Here is a 15,815-nt window from a genome sequence, read left to right on the forward strand (position 1 = left end):
ATGACGACGCTGGAAGCCTTCGTCCTCAAGCATGCGACCGCGATCTGGATCGCGGCGCTGTCGGTGCTTGCCTTGTTGGCGCTGTGGCTCCTGTTGCGTTGGCGGCGGCCTCGCTTGGGCAAGGACAAGAAAGGAGCAGGCCGCACTCCCCGATGGCCTTGGGCCGGCAAACTGCGCGACGGCGTGGACCTCTTGATGCAAGCCCTGCGCTACCTCAGCACTCGGCGTGAATGGCGGTATGCCAGTCCTTGGATCATGCTATTGGGCGAGCGCAGGGCGGGTAAGTCGAGCATCGCGGCCTCCATCACCGATGGCCGTCGCGAGGCGCTGATCTTGCGGGAGCAGCAGCTGAGCGCCGATGGAGCGGAATGGCACTTCTGCTCCGGGGGCGTTTTGATCGATCCCGACGGTGCTTTGTCTTGCTCCGATTCGGGCTCGAGCGAGGACCAGCGTTGGCAGCAGCTGTTGACGGCCATCGATGCGCGACGTCCTGAGCGCGGATTGGACGGGATCGTCCTCGCCGTATCTGCGCGCACCTTGTTGAAAAGCCATGGCGATCAGCTGAGAGACGTCGCACAGCTGTGCCATCGGCAACTTTGGCAGGTGCAAAAGTCCTTCGAGTTTGTGTTGCCCGTTTACGTGGTGGTGACCCAAGCCGACGCCATCGAGGGCTATGCCGAGTTCTGGCGCAATCTTCCGCCCCGCATGCGTGACGGTCTGTGGGGCTGGTCCAATCCCTCGCTGATCGATCATGAACCTGCCGCGGAAGTGGCCCGCGCGGTGTGCGGCGAGGTGGTGGGCGGCCTGCGTGAGTTGCAGATCGCGCTGGCGGCCAGCGGTGCCGAAATTGAGTCTCCCGACAGATTCTTTCTCTTTCCGCAGTTTTTTGCCAAGCTGCAGCCCGGGCTGACCGCCTTTCTGGAGACCTTGCTCAAGCCCAGCGTGCACCACGCGAACTTCTACTTCCGGGGGGTCTACTTCTGTGGCAGCGAAGCCTGCGACGGACAGAACCTTAAAGGCGTGTGCAAGGCGGTTGATTTCGCGCAGCCGTTGCTGCAAGACAAAGTGTTCGCGGAACCCGGTCTGGCACGGCCGCTGCAAAGAAGCGTCTGGTCACGCAATCGCCTCTTGCGCAAGCTGCAGTATGGACTCGTCGGTGCGGCTTTGGTGTTGTGCGCTGCCTTGTTCTACGACGTGAATTCTCTGCTGCGGCAAGTGGATGACATCAAGCATTCCGTTGCGCAGATCCATGCCAAGACCGGAAACCTGAAGCAGGCTGACAACTGCCTGAGTTATTCGGCCATCTCAAAAGTTCTGCTCCAAATGGGAGAGCTGAACTCGGACGGTAGCTATCTCTCCATTCCGATTTCGTGGTTCGATCATCGCTTGAACACCGAAGTCGGAGATTGGCTGGCGCAGAAGATGTTTGAGCAGTACGTGATGCCCAGCTTGCAGTGCCGCTTGGAGAAGGAGGCGTCGGCGCTGGCCAGCGCCGAAATTTTCACCCTCGATGACAGTCTTAACACCACTCAGACCGTGGACAGGATGGTTCAGCAATATGACGACTATGGACGGCGTGTGGGGCGTCTTGAAGCGAACATCGCGGCCTTTTCGAAGGTGGCGAAAGGCGGGTCCGGCACGACGGCACTGGAGAGAGCGAGCTTGTTGGATCACTTGCTTTCGGAGCTCTATCAAGTGAAGCCAGAGAAGCGCACGCCTGCCGAGAGAGTCTCGTACGTCAAATCGCTGTCCGCCATCAGCTACTCCAGAGGGCCGTCGATTGATCAGGACTACCGCGACAAGATCGGACAAAAGCTGCAACAAGCCGGGGAGTTTCTCTACCAAGAAATGCATGAACGCCTGGCTTTGGGGCGCAAGCTGATTCCCAGGCTGTTGTCGGATGAACCGGACATGGACATACCCGGCGATTTGGCGCTTTTGAAGGATTGGGTCCGTTGGGTGGATTCGACCTGGGTTTCGGACAACAGCGATAAAAACCCTTGCGGCCGTGTTCGAGAAACAGTTTTGGGCACCCTCGACGCATTGCAGGCTGAACACGGTTATGCGGGAGACTTTGCTCAGCTGCGGCGCGAGTTTGACCCGCAGCAGTGCCGGACGCTTGCGCTTGCACAGTTGGCGGCCAGCCCTGTCGCCCCCTATGGTTCCTTGGTAAGTCAGGTCGAGGGCGGCTATCAGATCAACGCCGCCCTGGCGCGTGACGAGCGAGGTCTCACGGGGATCGAGCATCTGCCCTACATGAAACTCAAACCTCGGGGTGTTTTTTCATGTCAACCCGCTTTGAACGGTTGGCTGGACCCTCAGCTCAAGGAAGTCGATCAGCACCTTGCTGACTACGCAAAGATCAGATCGATCATCCAGCTCGACCCTGTCAAGACACCTTTGACCGACCTTCTGATCCGCGCCCAGTTGCGCGCCGTGGTGTCGGAACGATTGAACGAAGCCCAGAGGACGTCACTCCCGCCGCAACTGGATGCCAGTTTGGACGCTCGCTTTTCCGACCAGAGCACGAGTTTCGACAAGCAGCGAGAAGCATTGAAGCGCGTGCTCGCGGTCATTCCAGAGTTGGGTTCTGCGGCTTTCTCCAGCGCGTTCTCCGAATGTGTGAAGAACTACGCGAACGACATGTTGAGACGCATTGACCAACTCACTGAATCTGGAAAACTGTACGAACCGAAACCCAGGGATGTGCGCGACATGGTGGCGACAGACACCGTCTTTCAGCTCGGTGATGCTCACCAATTGACCAGCTACTTGATGCACCAGCGTGACCGTGTGGGCGTGCTGGTGGGTTACGCGGCGCCCTTCATGAAATTCTTGGAGGAAAACTTCGAATCGGCGGGTTCTTCGAGCCGACCTGGGGGCACGGGAGCCTCCTCGAGTCCGAGTCTGCGTCGTTGGCGCGGTACCGAGGCCGAGCTTTACCGATACCAAAGCGGAAAGGATCTGACAGGGAGCCTGGGCAGCCTTGAGAATTTTTTCCAGAGCACCTTGGCCACCCTGAGCTATGGCGATTGCAGCAGAGCCTTGGACAAGGCCAGCACGGACTCCGCAGGAACAGATTTCTTCGGCCAGTGGCGCCGTGAGATTCACGACACATCCCTGTTGCGTTGCAAGAATCAAAGCGAGGCGGATGCTTTGCTGGCGTATCTTGAGATTGCCCGGAGATTCAACAACGAATTGTCGGGTCGTTACCCCTTCGCGGACCTTCGATCCCCAGATGTTTCCTTGTCCGTGGTCAGGGAGTTCTTTCAAGACTATGCCAAGAGGCGCGAGGTCTTGAGGCAGAAGATCAATGGTCTGAAAGACAGCCGGTGGCGCCCCATCAGTGCGTTCTTGGATCAGTTGGATGCCGTCACACTTTTGCTGGAGAGCACGGGGGTGGTGTCCGAAGAGCCCCGCCCTCTGCGCATGAAGGTCAACTTCCGCGCGCGCAGAAAACAGGAACTGGGGGCCGAAGAAATCATTGAGTGGGGTTTGCGCGCGGCCGACCGAAAGCTCAACGACCGCGACCCGAACCAGGTGTTGGACTTCAGTTGGGGGGAGCCTGTGGAATCGTCCCTGACATGGGCGACCCAGTCGGTCTGGCGACCAGTCCGCAGGCCCGCCGATGTGGCGTCCATGAGCGTCATTGGCGCGACGGCCAAGTTCCACGAAGTAGGCGATTGGGCCTTGCTGCGCTGGCTTGAGCAGCACCAAATCAGCTCGTCCAGCGATCCCCGGGGGGGCAAGCGCGCGCCTGTGCTGGAGTTTGGCGTGCCGGTGCGCGACGACAAGGGGCGCATGGGCGAAGCGCGGTTGTACTTGGAATTGGGCTTCAACGCGATCGACGCGAAAGGACAGACGGCGCAGAGCCTTGCATGGCCGGTCAGCTGGCCCTTGTTCGCGCCTCGGCAGTGACATTGACGGAGAGAATCCTCATGCAAGCAAAGATGACTCCCACCCCGGATCAAGCAGAGTTGCTGTCGCGCGCTCAGCGATATTTTCAGCAGAGCGTCGGCGTGGACCTGGATGAGTTGCTGCAGCCCATCACGCCCGACAGCCCTGCGGGCAAATCCGTGCGTGGCAACGGTGTTTACAACGCCATCCGTGAGGCGCGACGCGAGGACGATGCCAGCTTGCCGCAAGGCGCTTGGGCTTACGAACTGAAGCAGGCGGAGTGGGACAAGGTCACGGACATTGCTGCGCATGCGCTGCTGAGCAAGACCAAGGACTTGCAGCTGGCCGCGTGGTTGATGGAGGCACAGATCGCGCAACATGGTTTCGAGGCGATTGCACCCTGCATGCTGTTCATCGCCGCCTTGTGCGATCGGTACTGGAATGAGCTGTACCCGCGTATCGACGAGGGCGACGAGGAGTACCGCGTCAATGTCCTGCGCTGGATCAATGAAAAGTTGCTGCCGCCCCTGCGCTTGCTTCCGATCACCGATGCCCGTTCCGGTCGCAGCTATTGCTGGGCCGACTACGAGCAGGCGCGTCGCACCGAGCAGGCGCGGGCCAAGCAGTCCAGACCCGCGGCCCAGGCCGCAGCTGCCGATGGCGTGACCTTGCAGGAGCTGCAAACCGCGCTTTCCTCCACGCCCACGGAACACCACCTGGAACGTTATCGCGTGCTCGCCGATGCGTTGGCGGGCGTGGACGCGGCCACCCAGACGCTGGAGACGCTTTGGGGTGACGCCGCGCCCAGCTTGAATTCCTTAGCGGGCTTGTTGGAGCAGATCCAGGCGCTGCTGGCGGGTGAACTCTACAAACGCGGGGTCAGATTGAACGCAGTGGCAGCACAGGTAGCGGCGGCGCCATCCGCAGGTGATGGCGCTGGGTCGGGTGGCAGTGGACCCGATGACGCCAGCGACGGCCAAGGCGGCGATGGCCCGATACGCAATCGCGCGGACGCCTACCGCAGGTTGGCCTTGATCGCCGACTACCTCGCCGCACTGGAACCCCACAGCCCCGTGCCTTACCTGCTTCAGCGCGCCGGCGAGTGGGGGAACATGAACACGGCGGAGCTGTACCACGAGATGTTTGTGCGTTTTGGCGGGAACCTCAACATCTTTGAAGTGTTGGGGGTCGAAGCCGCCACCAAAGGCGCAGCTTCATCTTAAACACCCGTTTCGTGGCGTTTCCTTGAGTCGGGGGAAGCCAGATATGTTTCCTGGAGTTTTGTCATGAGCAACCCTGATCTCCCATCGATTCAGTCGGCTGGTACCAGCATGACGGATGGAACTTCTGCTGTGCAGCCAATTGCAACCCGCAAAAGGGCCATGACCGTGGGGCCTGTGAGCACAATCGCCTCAGCATCCTCCCCCGGAGGGCGGCAGCGCGCGCATTCGTTCACGCAACTGTCAACCCAGCAGCGATCTAACCTGCCTGACTTCCCCCTTGCAACCGTTCCCGCCAAGCAGGAGCCTGTGGATTCTGGCCTGTCGGTGGAGCATCCGGATTTCCTGGGGTATACCGGCCACGAGCACCAGTTCAAGACGCCGGTGAGGGCCGGGCCATTCAAGTTTTCCGTCGTGGGCCAAATTTCTCCCGACATCGCGCGTCTCTATGGCCTTGAGACGACGGGGGCGGATGCCCATCAAGGGCGGTCGAGGGAAGATGCAATCGCGCACCATGAACGCATGCAGAACCCCGATTTTTTTGGTTACACAGGGCGCGATCACGAATTCAAGACACCCGTAAGGGCGGGGCCATTCACATTCTCTGTCGTCGGCAGCATCGCCCCTGAAGTGGCTCGTCAACATGGATTGGACCAAGCCGAGGCCGGAGATCACGTGCCTGGCCGCGCTGCGCATGATGCTTCTAAGCATGAAGCCGTGGTGTCACCGGCTTCACAAGGCAAGACGAAACTGGGGTTTGGCACACCCATCGTGGGCGGTGTTTTTGGCGAGATCGTCATGGCCAGGCTGGCCAAGCGGGCCATGAAGCGGGTTGGTGAGGCGCCAGCGCCGGGGGGGTCAAAGACTGGAGACGCGCAGACACAGGTCGCGGAGCCTGGCCAATCGGCGTCCGCCAGCCATGCCACTGAGCACAAGGATTTTCTGGGTTTTACGGGCAGAGAACACGAGTTCAAGACACCGGTGCACATGGGGCCGTTCAAGTTTTCAGTCATTGGAAACGTGTCGCCCGAGGTTGCCAGGCACTATGGCATCGACCACCTCGGATTCGAAGGCCGTTCTCATGCCGATCACACGACAACAACTTCGAAAGCGGGCAATGCAGCGGAGCATGGAGCTGCCCGTGGCAAGTTCAGGCCCAGTATTGGTCCGGCCAAGATTGGTGGTGTCTTTGGCGAAATCGTTACTGCAAAACTGGCGCAACGCGCCATGAAAAAAGTAGGCAATGACGGCGGGAAGCATTCGGCCACCGGTGCGAAATCAGGTGGCGCCAGCAAAGCAAAGCCCGGGAAGTTCAAGCTCAGCGTGACCCCTCGTATCGGAGGGCTCTTGGGTGACAAAGTGACAGCAAAGTTGGCCTTGCGGGCACGCAAGCAAGCCGCCAAGAGCACATCGGCGCCGAGTTCCACGGCCAAGAAGACTTCTTAACGAACTGCTGATCCCAACACATGCGTGAAGCAGACATACTTTTTGCGATGACTGCGATACGAGAGACCCTGACGCGTTCTCCCTTGGTCAAGGACACTGCCAAGGGCGTGCACGAGTTTTGGGTTCCGTGGGAGGAGCCGCGACCGCTCATCTCGGTCACGATACGGGCCCTGGAGAGGTTGCAGAGACTGGGTGAGGTGGAGGTGTCCCGACAACAAGATGGCGCCATGGTGTGGGGCGCCAAACGGACGCTCGAATGAGCTGTCTTCGTGGACCGTGCCGATTGGCAGCTTAAGCGGGGCTCAGGCTTGCAAGTCTGATCGGTACTTGCGCACCAGCTTGCCGAAGGCGCTGGGATCTTGATTGGCCAGCCGGGCGGCCTTGGTGATGTTGCCTCCCGTCTCGTTCATGATTTGTAGTACGTAGCTGCGTTCAAATTGGCGCACGGCCTCGACCTTGGCGGCGCGGAAGCCTTGGACCGCTCGGGGCGAGTCTGCTTCGGCCGTTTCAGCAACGTCGGGCAGGACGATGCGCGGGCTGTCGCTGAGCAGGAAAGCACGGTGGACCGCGTTCTCCAACTCTCGGACATTGCCGGGCCACTCGTGGCTGTTGATGTAAGCCACGGATTCCGGTGCAAGTTTGGCCTTGTCCCGGCCGTAGTGACGGGCAAAACGCGACACGAATATCTCGGCCAGTTCCACGGCATCGCCCGTGCGTTCTCGGAGGCTGGGCATGCGCAAGCTCAACACGCTGATGCGAAAGTAAAGGTCTTTGCGAAATTTTTTATCTTCGGCGAGTTGCAGCAAATTGGCATTGCTGGCAACCAGAACTCGCACGTTCGCTTGCTGGATCTTGCCGCTGCCAACGCGGCGGTACATGCCATCCTGCAGGAAGCGCAGCAAGGCCGCTTGTGCCTTGTGCCCCAATGAGTCAATTTCGTCCAGGAAGAGGGTGCCGCCGTGGGCTGCTTGGATCAACCCGCCGGACATGGTCTTGGCATCCGTGAAGGCGCCGCGTTCATGTCCGAACAACTCACTTTCGATCAGGTGTTCGGTGAGCGCTCCACAGTTGATCGGTACAAAAGGGCAGTCTTTGCGTTGCCCCAAGTAGTGGATGGCGCGGGCCGCCATTTCCTTGCCGGTCCCCGTCTCTCCCTCGATAAGGACTGTCGCGTCGATGCCGGCAATTCGTTCAATTTGGAGTCGGACTTTCCGAAACGCTGGCGATGAGCCTAACAACTGATATTGGAACAGTGCAGACATTGCTGTCGCCCCCCCTCTATTCGGTTCAAGCCACCGCATCGACTGACGTCGCGCATCTCGTGGCTAACGGAAAGACGAATTCTGTTGCTCCACCAGTAGAAACAGAAGCAGTCGCGGTTCATCCTACGTGAACTGAACGCTCTCGGAAAAGCTGCAAAACCTCGTCACGGACAGACACAAGTCTAGAGGGAATGAGAGTTTTTTCGACATACCCTAAAGGGGCATAGTGCAGCGATGTGAACTTTGCAGACCGCTGCTTTCGCTCAAGCAATAAGAAGCGCTGCCGCTCTGAACCGTCAAACCCCGATACACCCACTTTAAAAAGCGTCTTCTGTCACAAAGTGGGTACAAATGAACCGGGGACCCACGAAGCGAGATCGGCGTGTACATGGGTGAAACCGAGAGCAGCGGCCATGTGTAGGCGGTGAAAGCCGTCCCTGAGTTCATAGCGTTGGTGTCCCTCCCGACGGTAGACAAGCAATGGCGGCAGCGCCACGTCGTCACGAATCGCGGCAAGAATGCTCGAGCTGCGAACGACGCCGGGTCGGTCGGGGTCGGGCTTGTTGAAGTTGGGAACACCCTTTCCACGAACAGGAGGGTCTATCAGCTCGATGGGAAGAAGTAGCTCGCCTGATCCGGCAGGCGCAGCGGACTTGGGGACGAAGTTGCCCATACCGAACGCATGGACAAGTCGTCGAGCTTCTGCCAGCGTATTCGGGTCTATGGGCATGGCACAAGTACTCCGAATGCATCCGTCCACCGCCCTAAGTTCGGCGGTTCTTCACTTTGGGGATGGCGGTAAGCGCAAAAAGTTAGGGCCTGCTTGTCTCCGGAACCATAAATGTTCCGCCGCTGGAAGCATAACTGTTCCACCCGACAAGGCCCGATGGTGGCGACTTTGCGCAGTAACCCTTTCGACCATGTGACTGGAAAAGGACAGCGATCCTCCGCAGGACGTCATATTTGGTGTCCCTTTGATCGATTACTACCCAGGCTATGCTCATGGCATGGGTTCGTTGATCTCCATCCGGAAGCGATTTAGTAAGAGGAAAGCAATTGACTTCACGAATCAATAGGTTGCTTCTTCCGTTGATAGGTGCCGCCCTGCTGGTGGGTTGCAAACTGGGAACCTACGCCGAGGCTCGCTCCGACCGCATGGTCGAGATTGAGCAGGCTTGGCCAGATCGCATGACTTTGGCCATGTCCCGGTTTCTCTTCGACGATCTGGGAGGGCTGAATACCGACACCCTTGAGACCAATGCCATGCCTTGGAAGGTCGTCGCGACGGCCATGTTGATGGAAAGCGCTGCGCGCGAGGGGACGCCTCTCGATGCAAAAGCCTTGCCGGGACTGTTCCAGCGCAATGGTTGGATCAACGCGACGGGCATCGACAACTGGTCTACAGAGGCGCAACCGGTGTTCGACAAGCCAGTGGGGCTGGTTTCGGGCTACATCGACAAGCGAATTCCCCGCATCCGGTTGGAGGTGGCGAATATGGGTTGCGCGGCATGCCATGCAGGCATGAGTTACGACTCACGCGGCAAACCTACAGGGCGGGTCTGGCTGGGTGCCCCCAATACTTCACGCGATCTTGACGGCTATTTGGGCTCAATTCTGGCCAGCCTGAACTACGTGAAGAACCGTCCTGCTGAACTCATGGCCACGATTCCAAAGATCTTTCCCGGCGTTGACGCCGTTGAGATCGAGACCATCCGGAAATACGTGGTGCCGCAGATCACCAAGCGGATGAACGACCCCAATGAGATCCTCGTTGCCTTCGATCACGGAGGCGTGGGGTCGACCAATGGTGTCGCGGCGCTGAAGATGCGGTTGAAGGCCCGCCCTGACCTGGTCGCCGTGCAAGGTGAACACGGCTATACCTCCATCCCCGATATCTCCGACCGCGCGTTGAGAACTTCGCTGCTGTACGACGGTTTGTATGCGCTCCAGGCGGATGCTCGTTTTGTCGAGCGAGCAGCAGGCCAAACCGATGCGCGGGATGCCGACCGACTCGCCAGCATCGTTGCCTTCTTCCTCGTTCCCACCATGGGCATCAAGCCGGATGCCTCTGAGAAGCAGGCCAGACCGGTCCGGGAGATTCTCGATTTCGTTCAGGCGTACCGGCCACAGCCGTTCCCCGGCCCCGTGGATGCAGCGAGGGCTGAGCGGGGCAGCAGCATTTATGCGGCCAAGTGTGCGTCGTGCCATGGTAGCTATTCGGCAGGTATCGACAAGCCGAGGTTGCAGTCATTTCCTAACCGCCTCGTTCCACAGCATCGCATCGGTTCCGATCCCGCACGCTGGCAAGCCATCACCGACGAAACCGTGCGAGCGCTCAATCGGACCCCCGTGGCCAGAAAGCTTAATGCCGCCAATGCGCGCGGCTATGTTGCGCCCATCCTCAACGGCATTTGGGCGTCCGCTCCTTATATGCACAACGGTTCGGTACCGACCCTCTGGCACTTCATGCATCCGTCCGAGCGGCCAGGCCGCTTTGAAGTGGGCGGGCACGCACTGGATTTCCAGCGGGTTGGCATCGCCTATCCCATGGGGTACCAACCATGGTCGACCCCAGTGCCCTATGACACGGCAGGGCCGGGGCGTAGCAACCAGGGGCACGAGCGGGAATTCGAAGACATGTCGGAAGCGCAGAAGGATGCGCTGCTGGAGTATTTGAAACTGCTTTAGGCCTGAGGTGGCAGCATGAGTTCTGCCGCTTTGAGTCGGGCGCTACGTGGTATGCGTGCGGCGGGCATCTTGCCCACACGCAGAATCGCAACCAGTCGCTGACCCCTTGGCAAGGGGAAGGCCTGGCGCAGCAGCGCGGCATGATGTTCGGAATCGGCCAGTGCTGACATCGGAACGGCGCACAAGCCGGCGCGGGTGAGGTCCAGCCAGAATCTGTAGAAGGCGCGGCCTGCATCGAACCAGGAGCTATCCTCGGCCCCATGAAGCAGCACGATGCCAGCTGCGCTACGCACCTTCACCGCTTCTGAAACGAGCAAGCCTTCCAAAGACAGCGCGCACAGCAGGCGGACGATTTTCGGTTGTAGAGCAAATCGCGCGACCGCCGCTTCAATTCGGGAAAGTGCCATGCAGTCGGTGCTGAGGCCGTCGCGAGCCCAGTTCTGATCGGCGGCCGAGAATCGCATCCAGCGAAACAATTCTTCAGCGAATCGCGGATTGCGCATCCCGTATGCCGCAGCATCGTCATGCCACATGGCAATCTTCGCGACGTGAGCGGCTTCTTCGATGATCAACGCGGAATGACCGTTGCCCAGCTCGCGCAAGGCGGATTTCTCGGCATCACCGGCGAGGGGAAAAATCCCACGAAAGGATTGCCGCCGCGTCACGGCTTCGGCCAAGTCATCTTGCTGGACACCAGAAACGATGCGGGCACTGGCAACCCGCCGAAATTTGGCCTGGCTGCGGGATGGCCATGCCAGGTCTTCCAGGCGTTCTTCGGCCAGCCCATGACCTTGTGTCGACAACGCCAGCGCCATGCCTTCCCAGGCTGCACCCAGAGCCAGCGCGTTGTCCCTGCCCGTCGGGTCTCCAATGCTGAGCCAGCGCGTCGTGTCTTCGTACAGCTCGACGCGTCCGTCAGCGGTAAACCTCCAGCGGGCGGGTTGGATATTGTGCGGGGATGGCGCAAGTGCGGCTGCTTCGACAAGACGCGTGATTCGACTTGGGTCCAGCAGTCCGTTCATGTCAGCGCCTTTCGATACAGATGCAGGCGATGCAAGACTGTCGCTCCGAGTTTTTGCATTTGCCTGTGGCTCGCCCTATTGGAATCTGACACCCAGCTCAGCCCAAGATGTGTGTAGCCGCGGGCCTTGAGGGCGGAGGTCACTTTGTGCAGCAGGACGCCGTTGATCCCGAGCCCGTGGTGACTACGGCAGACGGAGAAGAAGATGACGGAGGCGCGGCGGCGAAACAACTTGAGTTTCAGCAAATGCCAAAGCGTCGACATGCCCATGCGTGAACGTGTTGCACGCAGGAAAGGGTTGAGGTCGGGGATGCAGAGAAGAACACCAACCGCTTGCCCATTCTCCCTCGCCACCATGGAAATATGCTCGTCAATCACCCACATCATTCCGTCGCAGGGGAAGAGGAATTCTTCTTCCGTGAGGGGGACGAACATCGGGTTGTCACGGAAACCATCATTGAGTACCCCGCACGCCTCGCGCAGGACATCGTTCAAGCCACGCCTGCGAATGCGTTCCCAGGTCCAGCGACCATCTTCAAGCAATGCACGCTGTTTGTCGCCAAGCAGGCTATCTGGATCGAATTCATCCAAATCCACTTCGAAGGTCGTCATGGGAAAGAATCGCTGATAGCCGAGCGCTTCGAGCAACCTTGCGACATGCGGTGGTGAATAGTCCTGGTAGGTGTAGGGGGCATGCTCGAATCCTTCGGTGACCACGCCAATCATCTGGGTGATGGTGAGATTGAAGCTTCCTGCAATCTCCTTGCACCCGCGCAGGCGCAGCCACTGGCAGGCGGCGTCGAGCAGACTTCGTGCGACTTCCAAATCGTCGATGCAGTCCAGGCAGCCGAAGTAACCCCGCTGCAGTCCGTGTAGTTGGTTCGACGCATCATGGATGTGTGCCAGAACCCTGCCTACGACACGCCCATCGGCATGCGCGGTGAACCACGTTCTGCGCGCATGATCGCGAAACAACGGGTTCTTCTGGGTGTCCAGCGAGCGGCGCAAGTCCCCGCGCATGGGAGAGACGGCGATTCCTTGCGGGCCATAGCAGGAAAATGGGGCTTCGAAAAAGGCGTCGAAATCGCCTTCGCGTAATTCAATGGGCATGAGGTTTCTCCTCTGCAATCCGCCGCGCAACGCGCTGGATGACGCCCGCGCGAACTTCGTTGGCGATCAGGCTGCCGCTTTGTGGCAGGTTGAGAAGGATGATCAGAGCGGGATCTCGCGCAACGATCAGCGCGTGCGTCATGTGGTGGCGTTCGAACAGGTCTAGCCACTGTTCCGCGGCATCAAGCCGATCGCCCGTTGTTCTGACCAAGGTGCGCGCCTCACCAGCGCTCATTGGGTGATCCCGTTCGGCTGTCATGGCCAGCATCCGTCCCGTGTCATAGGCCGCCAGATCGGATGCACGCAGGACAATGCTTTCTCCGGTCAGCGGCAGCTGTCGCAGCGAGGCGAGGAAGCCATCAATGTTGTCCATACGGGCATGCAACAACCAGTTCAGGAAATTCTGGCTTTGCACTTCGGACTGCAGCCGCCGGGCTTGCACGATGCTGGAAGCCAGCAAAACCCAGGCCATGGCGACCGGCAGACTGCCCAACCATGTGGCTGGGAGCGGAGGACCAAAGCCTACGGCCACTAAGCCGAAGACGAAAGAGAGGGTGGCGGCCGCAATGGTCAAGGTCGCCAGTCTCAGTAATGCTTGGATGGCTGCGTTTCCGGTATGTGTGAGGTGCAGCAGCACATGAACGAGGAGCAAGGGGGCGAGGGCCCCGAGGCGCATCGGTCCGACATCCACTTCCTCCCGGAAATCCGTCATGACCAGCGGCAGGGACAGCAAGACGACCAGGGCCGTGGCTCGGGCAATGTCGACTTCGTGCCGGGTCAGCTCGCTGTGCTGGTGTCGGACCAACTGCCAACCGTTCCAGGCAAGCACGACTACAAAACAGCAGAGAAACGCGATCAGCAGAGGCAGATTAACCGGTAGAACGAAGATGAGGTTGATGACGAAAAATACAGCGCTCACGGCGAGCGCACCCAGTTTCAGACTGAGTGGATGATGCCGACGCAATAAGTGTTCCGAGAAAATCGTCATCGCTACCGGCAACAGCGTTGCCACCCCGAGCACCGTGCGACCCAGAGCCATCGAGTCCGGCATCGTCCAGAAGAACCCGCGGATCAGTAACAGCAACGCAAGCAGCACGAACAGGAACAGTGCTGCTCGGGCGAACGAGCTGCTTCGCCGGATCTGCCAGAGGAAGTGCGCGTAGACGGCGCAACCTGCGGCACCGATCCAGGTGACCGCGACATCGCTGTAGATCGGATCAACCACGTTGCATCCGCGCGAGGAAGCGCCGTACCAGCCAACCAAGTGCCCAAGCCATGGGTTTGCTGCGCGGGCGTTCTATCCGCATCGTCCACGGGTTGAAGAAGTAGCCGCGACAATCCGCGAGGGGTTTGCGCCCCAGGATCAGCTTGATTGCTTCGAAACTCATCAAGTTCCCAGTGGTGATGACCATGGGCGCAAAGGACATACGCTTGCGTTTCCCTGTCAGCAGATCCCGTGCAATGTCCATCTCGATATGCCGTGCGGAACTGGAGTGGACCATCACGTATTCAATCTCCCGGCCCACGCATTGCGCACGTTCGGCATCCGTGAGTCGGGTGTCCTGCCGGTTCGCGCTCGGAAAGCGCAGTCGTTCCTCGGGTCTGGGATCCTGCGGCCTGACGACGACCACGGACGGCAGAGGTGAGGTGTAAGCGTCGATGACAGTCGCGCCGTGCTCGCGGGCTTTGCGATAGAGAACGATGCCGGCTGCCACGTCGTCCATGCCATTGACGACGATCTTGTAGCGGGTCAGCAGAACATCCAGCTGATGTACCCATTCCTCACCCAGGGGTTCAACGGTCAATTCGGGATTGATTTCTTTCAGGCTCGCGACGGTGGCCTCGAGTTTTCCTCTTCCGACCGTGCGCAAGTTCGCGAAAACCTGCCGGTTCATGTTGGAAACCTCGAACGTGTCGAAGTCAGCCACAGCCACGGCACCGATACCGGCCCGTACCAGGGACTGCAGGCATGCACCGCCCATTCCGCCCGCACCGCACACGAAGACCCGAGAGGCTTTGAGCTCCTGTTGCTGTCGTTCTGTCACGAAACCGATGTTGCGTTGAGTGAAGTCTGCGTAACTGAAGCTTGCGTTCATTTTGTTTTTCCATGCTGCGGTGACCGTGGCCGGAGTTCTCCCATTGCCTGTGACGGTGTCAACCAGTGCAGGAGAGGAAGAACCCCATACCCGAGCGACAGGAAGAGCAGGCGATACACGAGTGCTGGCAGAGATTTGCGCGGAACCTGCTCAAGGAGAAAGCGGCGTGCACTGTTCAGGTCCAGGCGTGCAATCTGCAGAAAGTCGTCGCCTCTGTTGTAGTCCAGTTCGGTCCGGCAAAGCGCATTTGCGCGCTCGTCACGGTGCTTAGGAGCTTGGTCCCACGTCTTCATCAGGTTGTCTGAACCGCCTGTGTAGGCATTGGTGATCACGAACCGCTGCTCGTCAAATTCGGCTTCGGGTCCCACGCCAAACACATGGCGCTGTCGCTGCATGATCTGTCGCGCGATGCTCAGATGGTCATAACTGCGGCGCGATTCAGCAAAGGGATTGGGGTAGGCACTCGGAAAGGCTTCCGCGACCTTGCCAACAATGGACGGAACCTGGGTGACGTTGCTCAACCACAATGGGCGCATGCCCCTTCGGACAAACAGAAGAACACAAGTGAGGCCATACAGAACCCAGGACAGTCCCTGGGTCCGGTACTGCGGGTCCACCATGACCAAGCCGAGGTGAACGGCTTCCACGGGCTGTCCTCGCAGTTCGAGCGGCATCAGCGATAGAGCGTTGAAGGCAACCGGGTGACCGTTCTTTTTGTCATAGAGGATCGTGACAATGGCCTGGCGAAGCCGTTCAGGATCGCCCGACAGGACACCATAGTCGAGACTTTGATCAAGACTGCGAGAGACCACCGAGCGCATGTCGTTCAGCAGATCATCGATGTCAGCCTGTGGCATCCATCGGCCTGGACATTCAACGACGCGGATGGTCACTTGCGCACTGCCTGGCCATCTCAGGTCGAGGAATCTTAGTTTCCTGCGTGCTCTTTCGAACAGCTCGATCAATCTGAATCTCCCTTGTGCTCTGGGAATTCTAGACACAAAAATCTGTGGGATACATTGAGCCATCAGAGCGGAGCATGACCATCTGAATCGCCCCTGGTTTTGAAGAGGCC

General features: G+C 59.4%; 11 protein-coding genes. 4 read left to right on the plus strand and 7 right to left on the minus strand.

The annotated features are described in order from the left end of the window. The 3 genes from ACLBKS_RS03300 (at position 1) to ACLBKS_RS03310 (ending at position 6,563) form a co-directional block, all read left to right on the plus strand. Positions 1-3,918, plus strand: a complete 3,918-nt coding sequence (locus ACLBKS_RS03300) for a type VI secretion system protein (RefSeq protein WP_410191357.1) — start codon at positions 1-3, stop codon at positions 3,916-3,918. Between the two features lie 20 nt (positions 3,919-3,938). Next, positions 3,939-5,120: a type VI secretion system protein TssA gene (gene tssA / locus ACLBKS_RS03305; RefSeq protein WP_410191358.1), complete on the plus strand. Its 1,182-nt coding sequence runs from the start codon at positions 3,939-3,941 to the stop codon at positions 5,118-5,120. Positions 5,121-5,183: 63 nt separating this feature from the next. Beyond that, a complete protein-coding gene (locus ACLBKS_RS03310; RefSeq protein ID WP_410191359.1) occupies positions 5,184-6,563 on the plus strand; it encodes a hypothetical protein in 1,380 nt (459 codons plus the stop codon). Positions 6,564-6,865: 302 nt separating this feature from the next. Here ACLBKS_RS03310 and ACLBKS_RS03315 read toward each other — a convergent pair whose 3' ends face one another. Together ACLBKS_RS03315 and ACLBKS_RS03320 are read right to left on the minus strand one after the other, a co-directional pair. After that, positions 6,866-7,864: a sigma-54 interaction domain-containing protein gene (locus ACLBKS_RS03315; protein ID WP_410191360.1), complete on the minus strand. Its 999-nt coding sequence runs from the start codon at positions 7,862-7,864 to the stop codon at positions 6,866-6,868. 295 nt (positions 7,865-8,159) lie between these two features. Beyond that, complete coding sequence (locus ACLBKS_RS03320) at positions 8,160-8,555, minus strand: ParB/Srx family N-terminal domain-containing protein (protein WP_410191361.1); 396 nt, start codon at positions 8,553-8,555, stop codon at positions 8,160-8,162. A 326-nt stretch (positions 8,556-8,881) separates the two neighbouring features. Here ACLBKS_RS03320 and ACLBKS_RS03325 point away from each other — a divergent pair, with 326 nt between their 5' ends. Next, on the plus strand, positions 8,882-10,513 hold the full coding sequence (locus ACLBKS_RS03325) for a c-type cytochrome (RefSeq protein WP_410191362.1): 1,632 nt from the start codon (positions 8,882-8,884) through the stop codon (positions 10,511-10,513). Here ACLBKS_RS03325 and ACLBKS_RS03330 read toward each other — a convergent pair. Genes ACLBKS_RS03330 through ACLBKS_RS03350 form a run of 5 tightly spaced genes read right to left on the minus strand, consistent with a single transcriptional unit; the run spans position 10,510 to position 15,705 of the window. Further along, entirely contained in the window at positions 10,510-11,535 is a 1,026-nt protein-coding gene (locus ACLBKS_RS03330) for a nitroreductase family protein (RefSeq protein ID WP_410191363.1), read from the minus strand. The two genes, ACLBKS_RS03325 and ACLBKS_RS03330, sit on opposite strands and share 4 nt — an antisense overlap. Further along, the gene (locus tag ACLBKS_RS03335; protein WP_410191364.1) at positions 11,532-12,644 is read right to left on the minus strand and encodes an N-acetyltransferase family protein; all 1,113 of its coding nucleotides are present in this window, start codon (positions 12,642-12,644) and stop codon (positions 11,532-11,534) included. Before ACLBKS_RS03335 ends, ACLBKS_RS03330 begins: the two co-directional genes overlap by 4 nt. Next, positions 12,634-13,869 (minus strand): hypothetical protein, encoded by a 1,236-nt coding sequence (locus ACLBKS_RS03340; RefSeq protein WP_410191365.1) that lies wholly within the window; start codon positions 13,867-13,869, stop codon positions 12,634-12,636. The genes ACLBKS_RS03335 and ACLBKS_RS03340 overlap by 11 nt, the downstream gene beginning before the upstream one ends. Next, complete coding sequence (locus ACLBKS_RS03345; RefSeq protein WP_410191366.1) at positions 13,862-14,740, minus strand: ThiF family adenylyltransferase; 879 nt, start codon at positions 14,738-14,740, stop codon at positions 13,862-13,864. Before ACLBKS_RS03345 ends, ACLBKS_RS03340 begins: the two co-directional genes overlap by 8 nt. Continuing rightward, on the minus strand, positions 14,737-15,705 hold the full coding sequence (locus tag ACLBKS_RS03350) for a hypothetical protein (RefSeq protein WP_410191367.1): 969 nt from the start codon (positions 15,703-15,705) through the stop codon (positions 14,737-14,739). The genes ACLBKS_RS03345 and ACLBKS_RS03350 overlap by 4 nt, the downstream gene beginning before the upstream one ends. Between the last annotated feature and the right edge of the window lie 110 nt (positions 15,706-15,815).

The sequence above is a fragment of the Hylemonella sp. W303a genome, assembly GCF_046452315.1.
GTDB lineage: Bacteria > Pseudomonadota > Gammaproteobacteria > Burkholderiales > Burkholderiaceae_C > Hylemonella.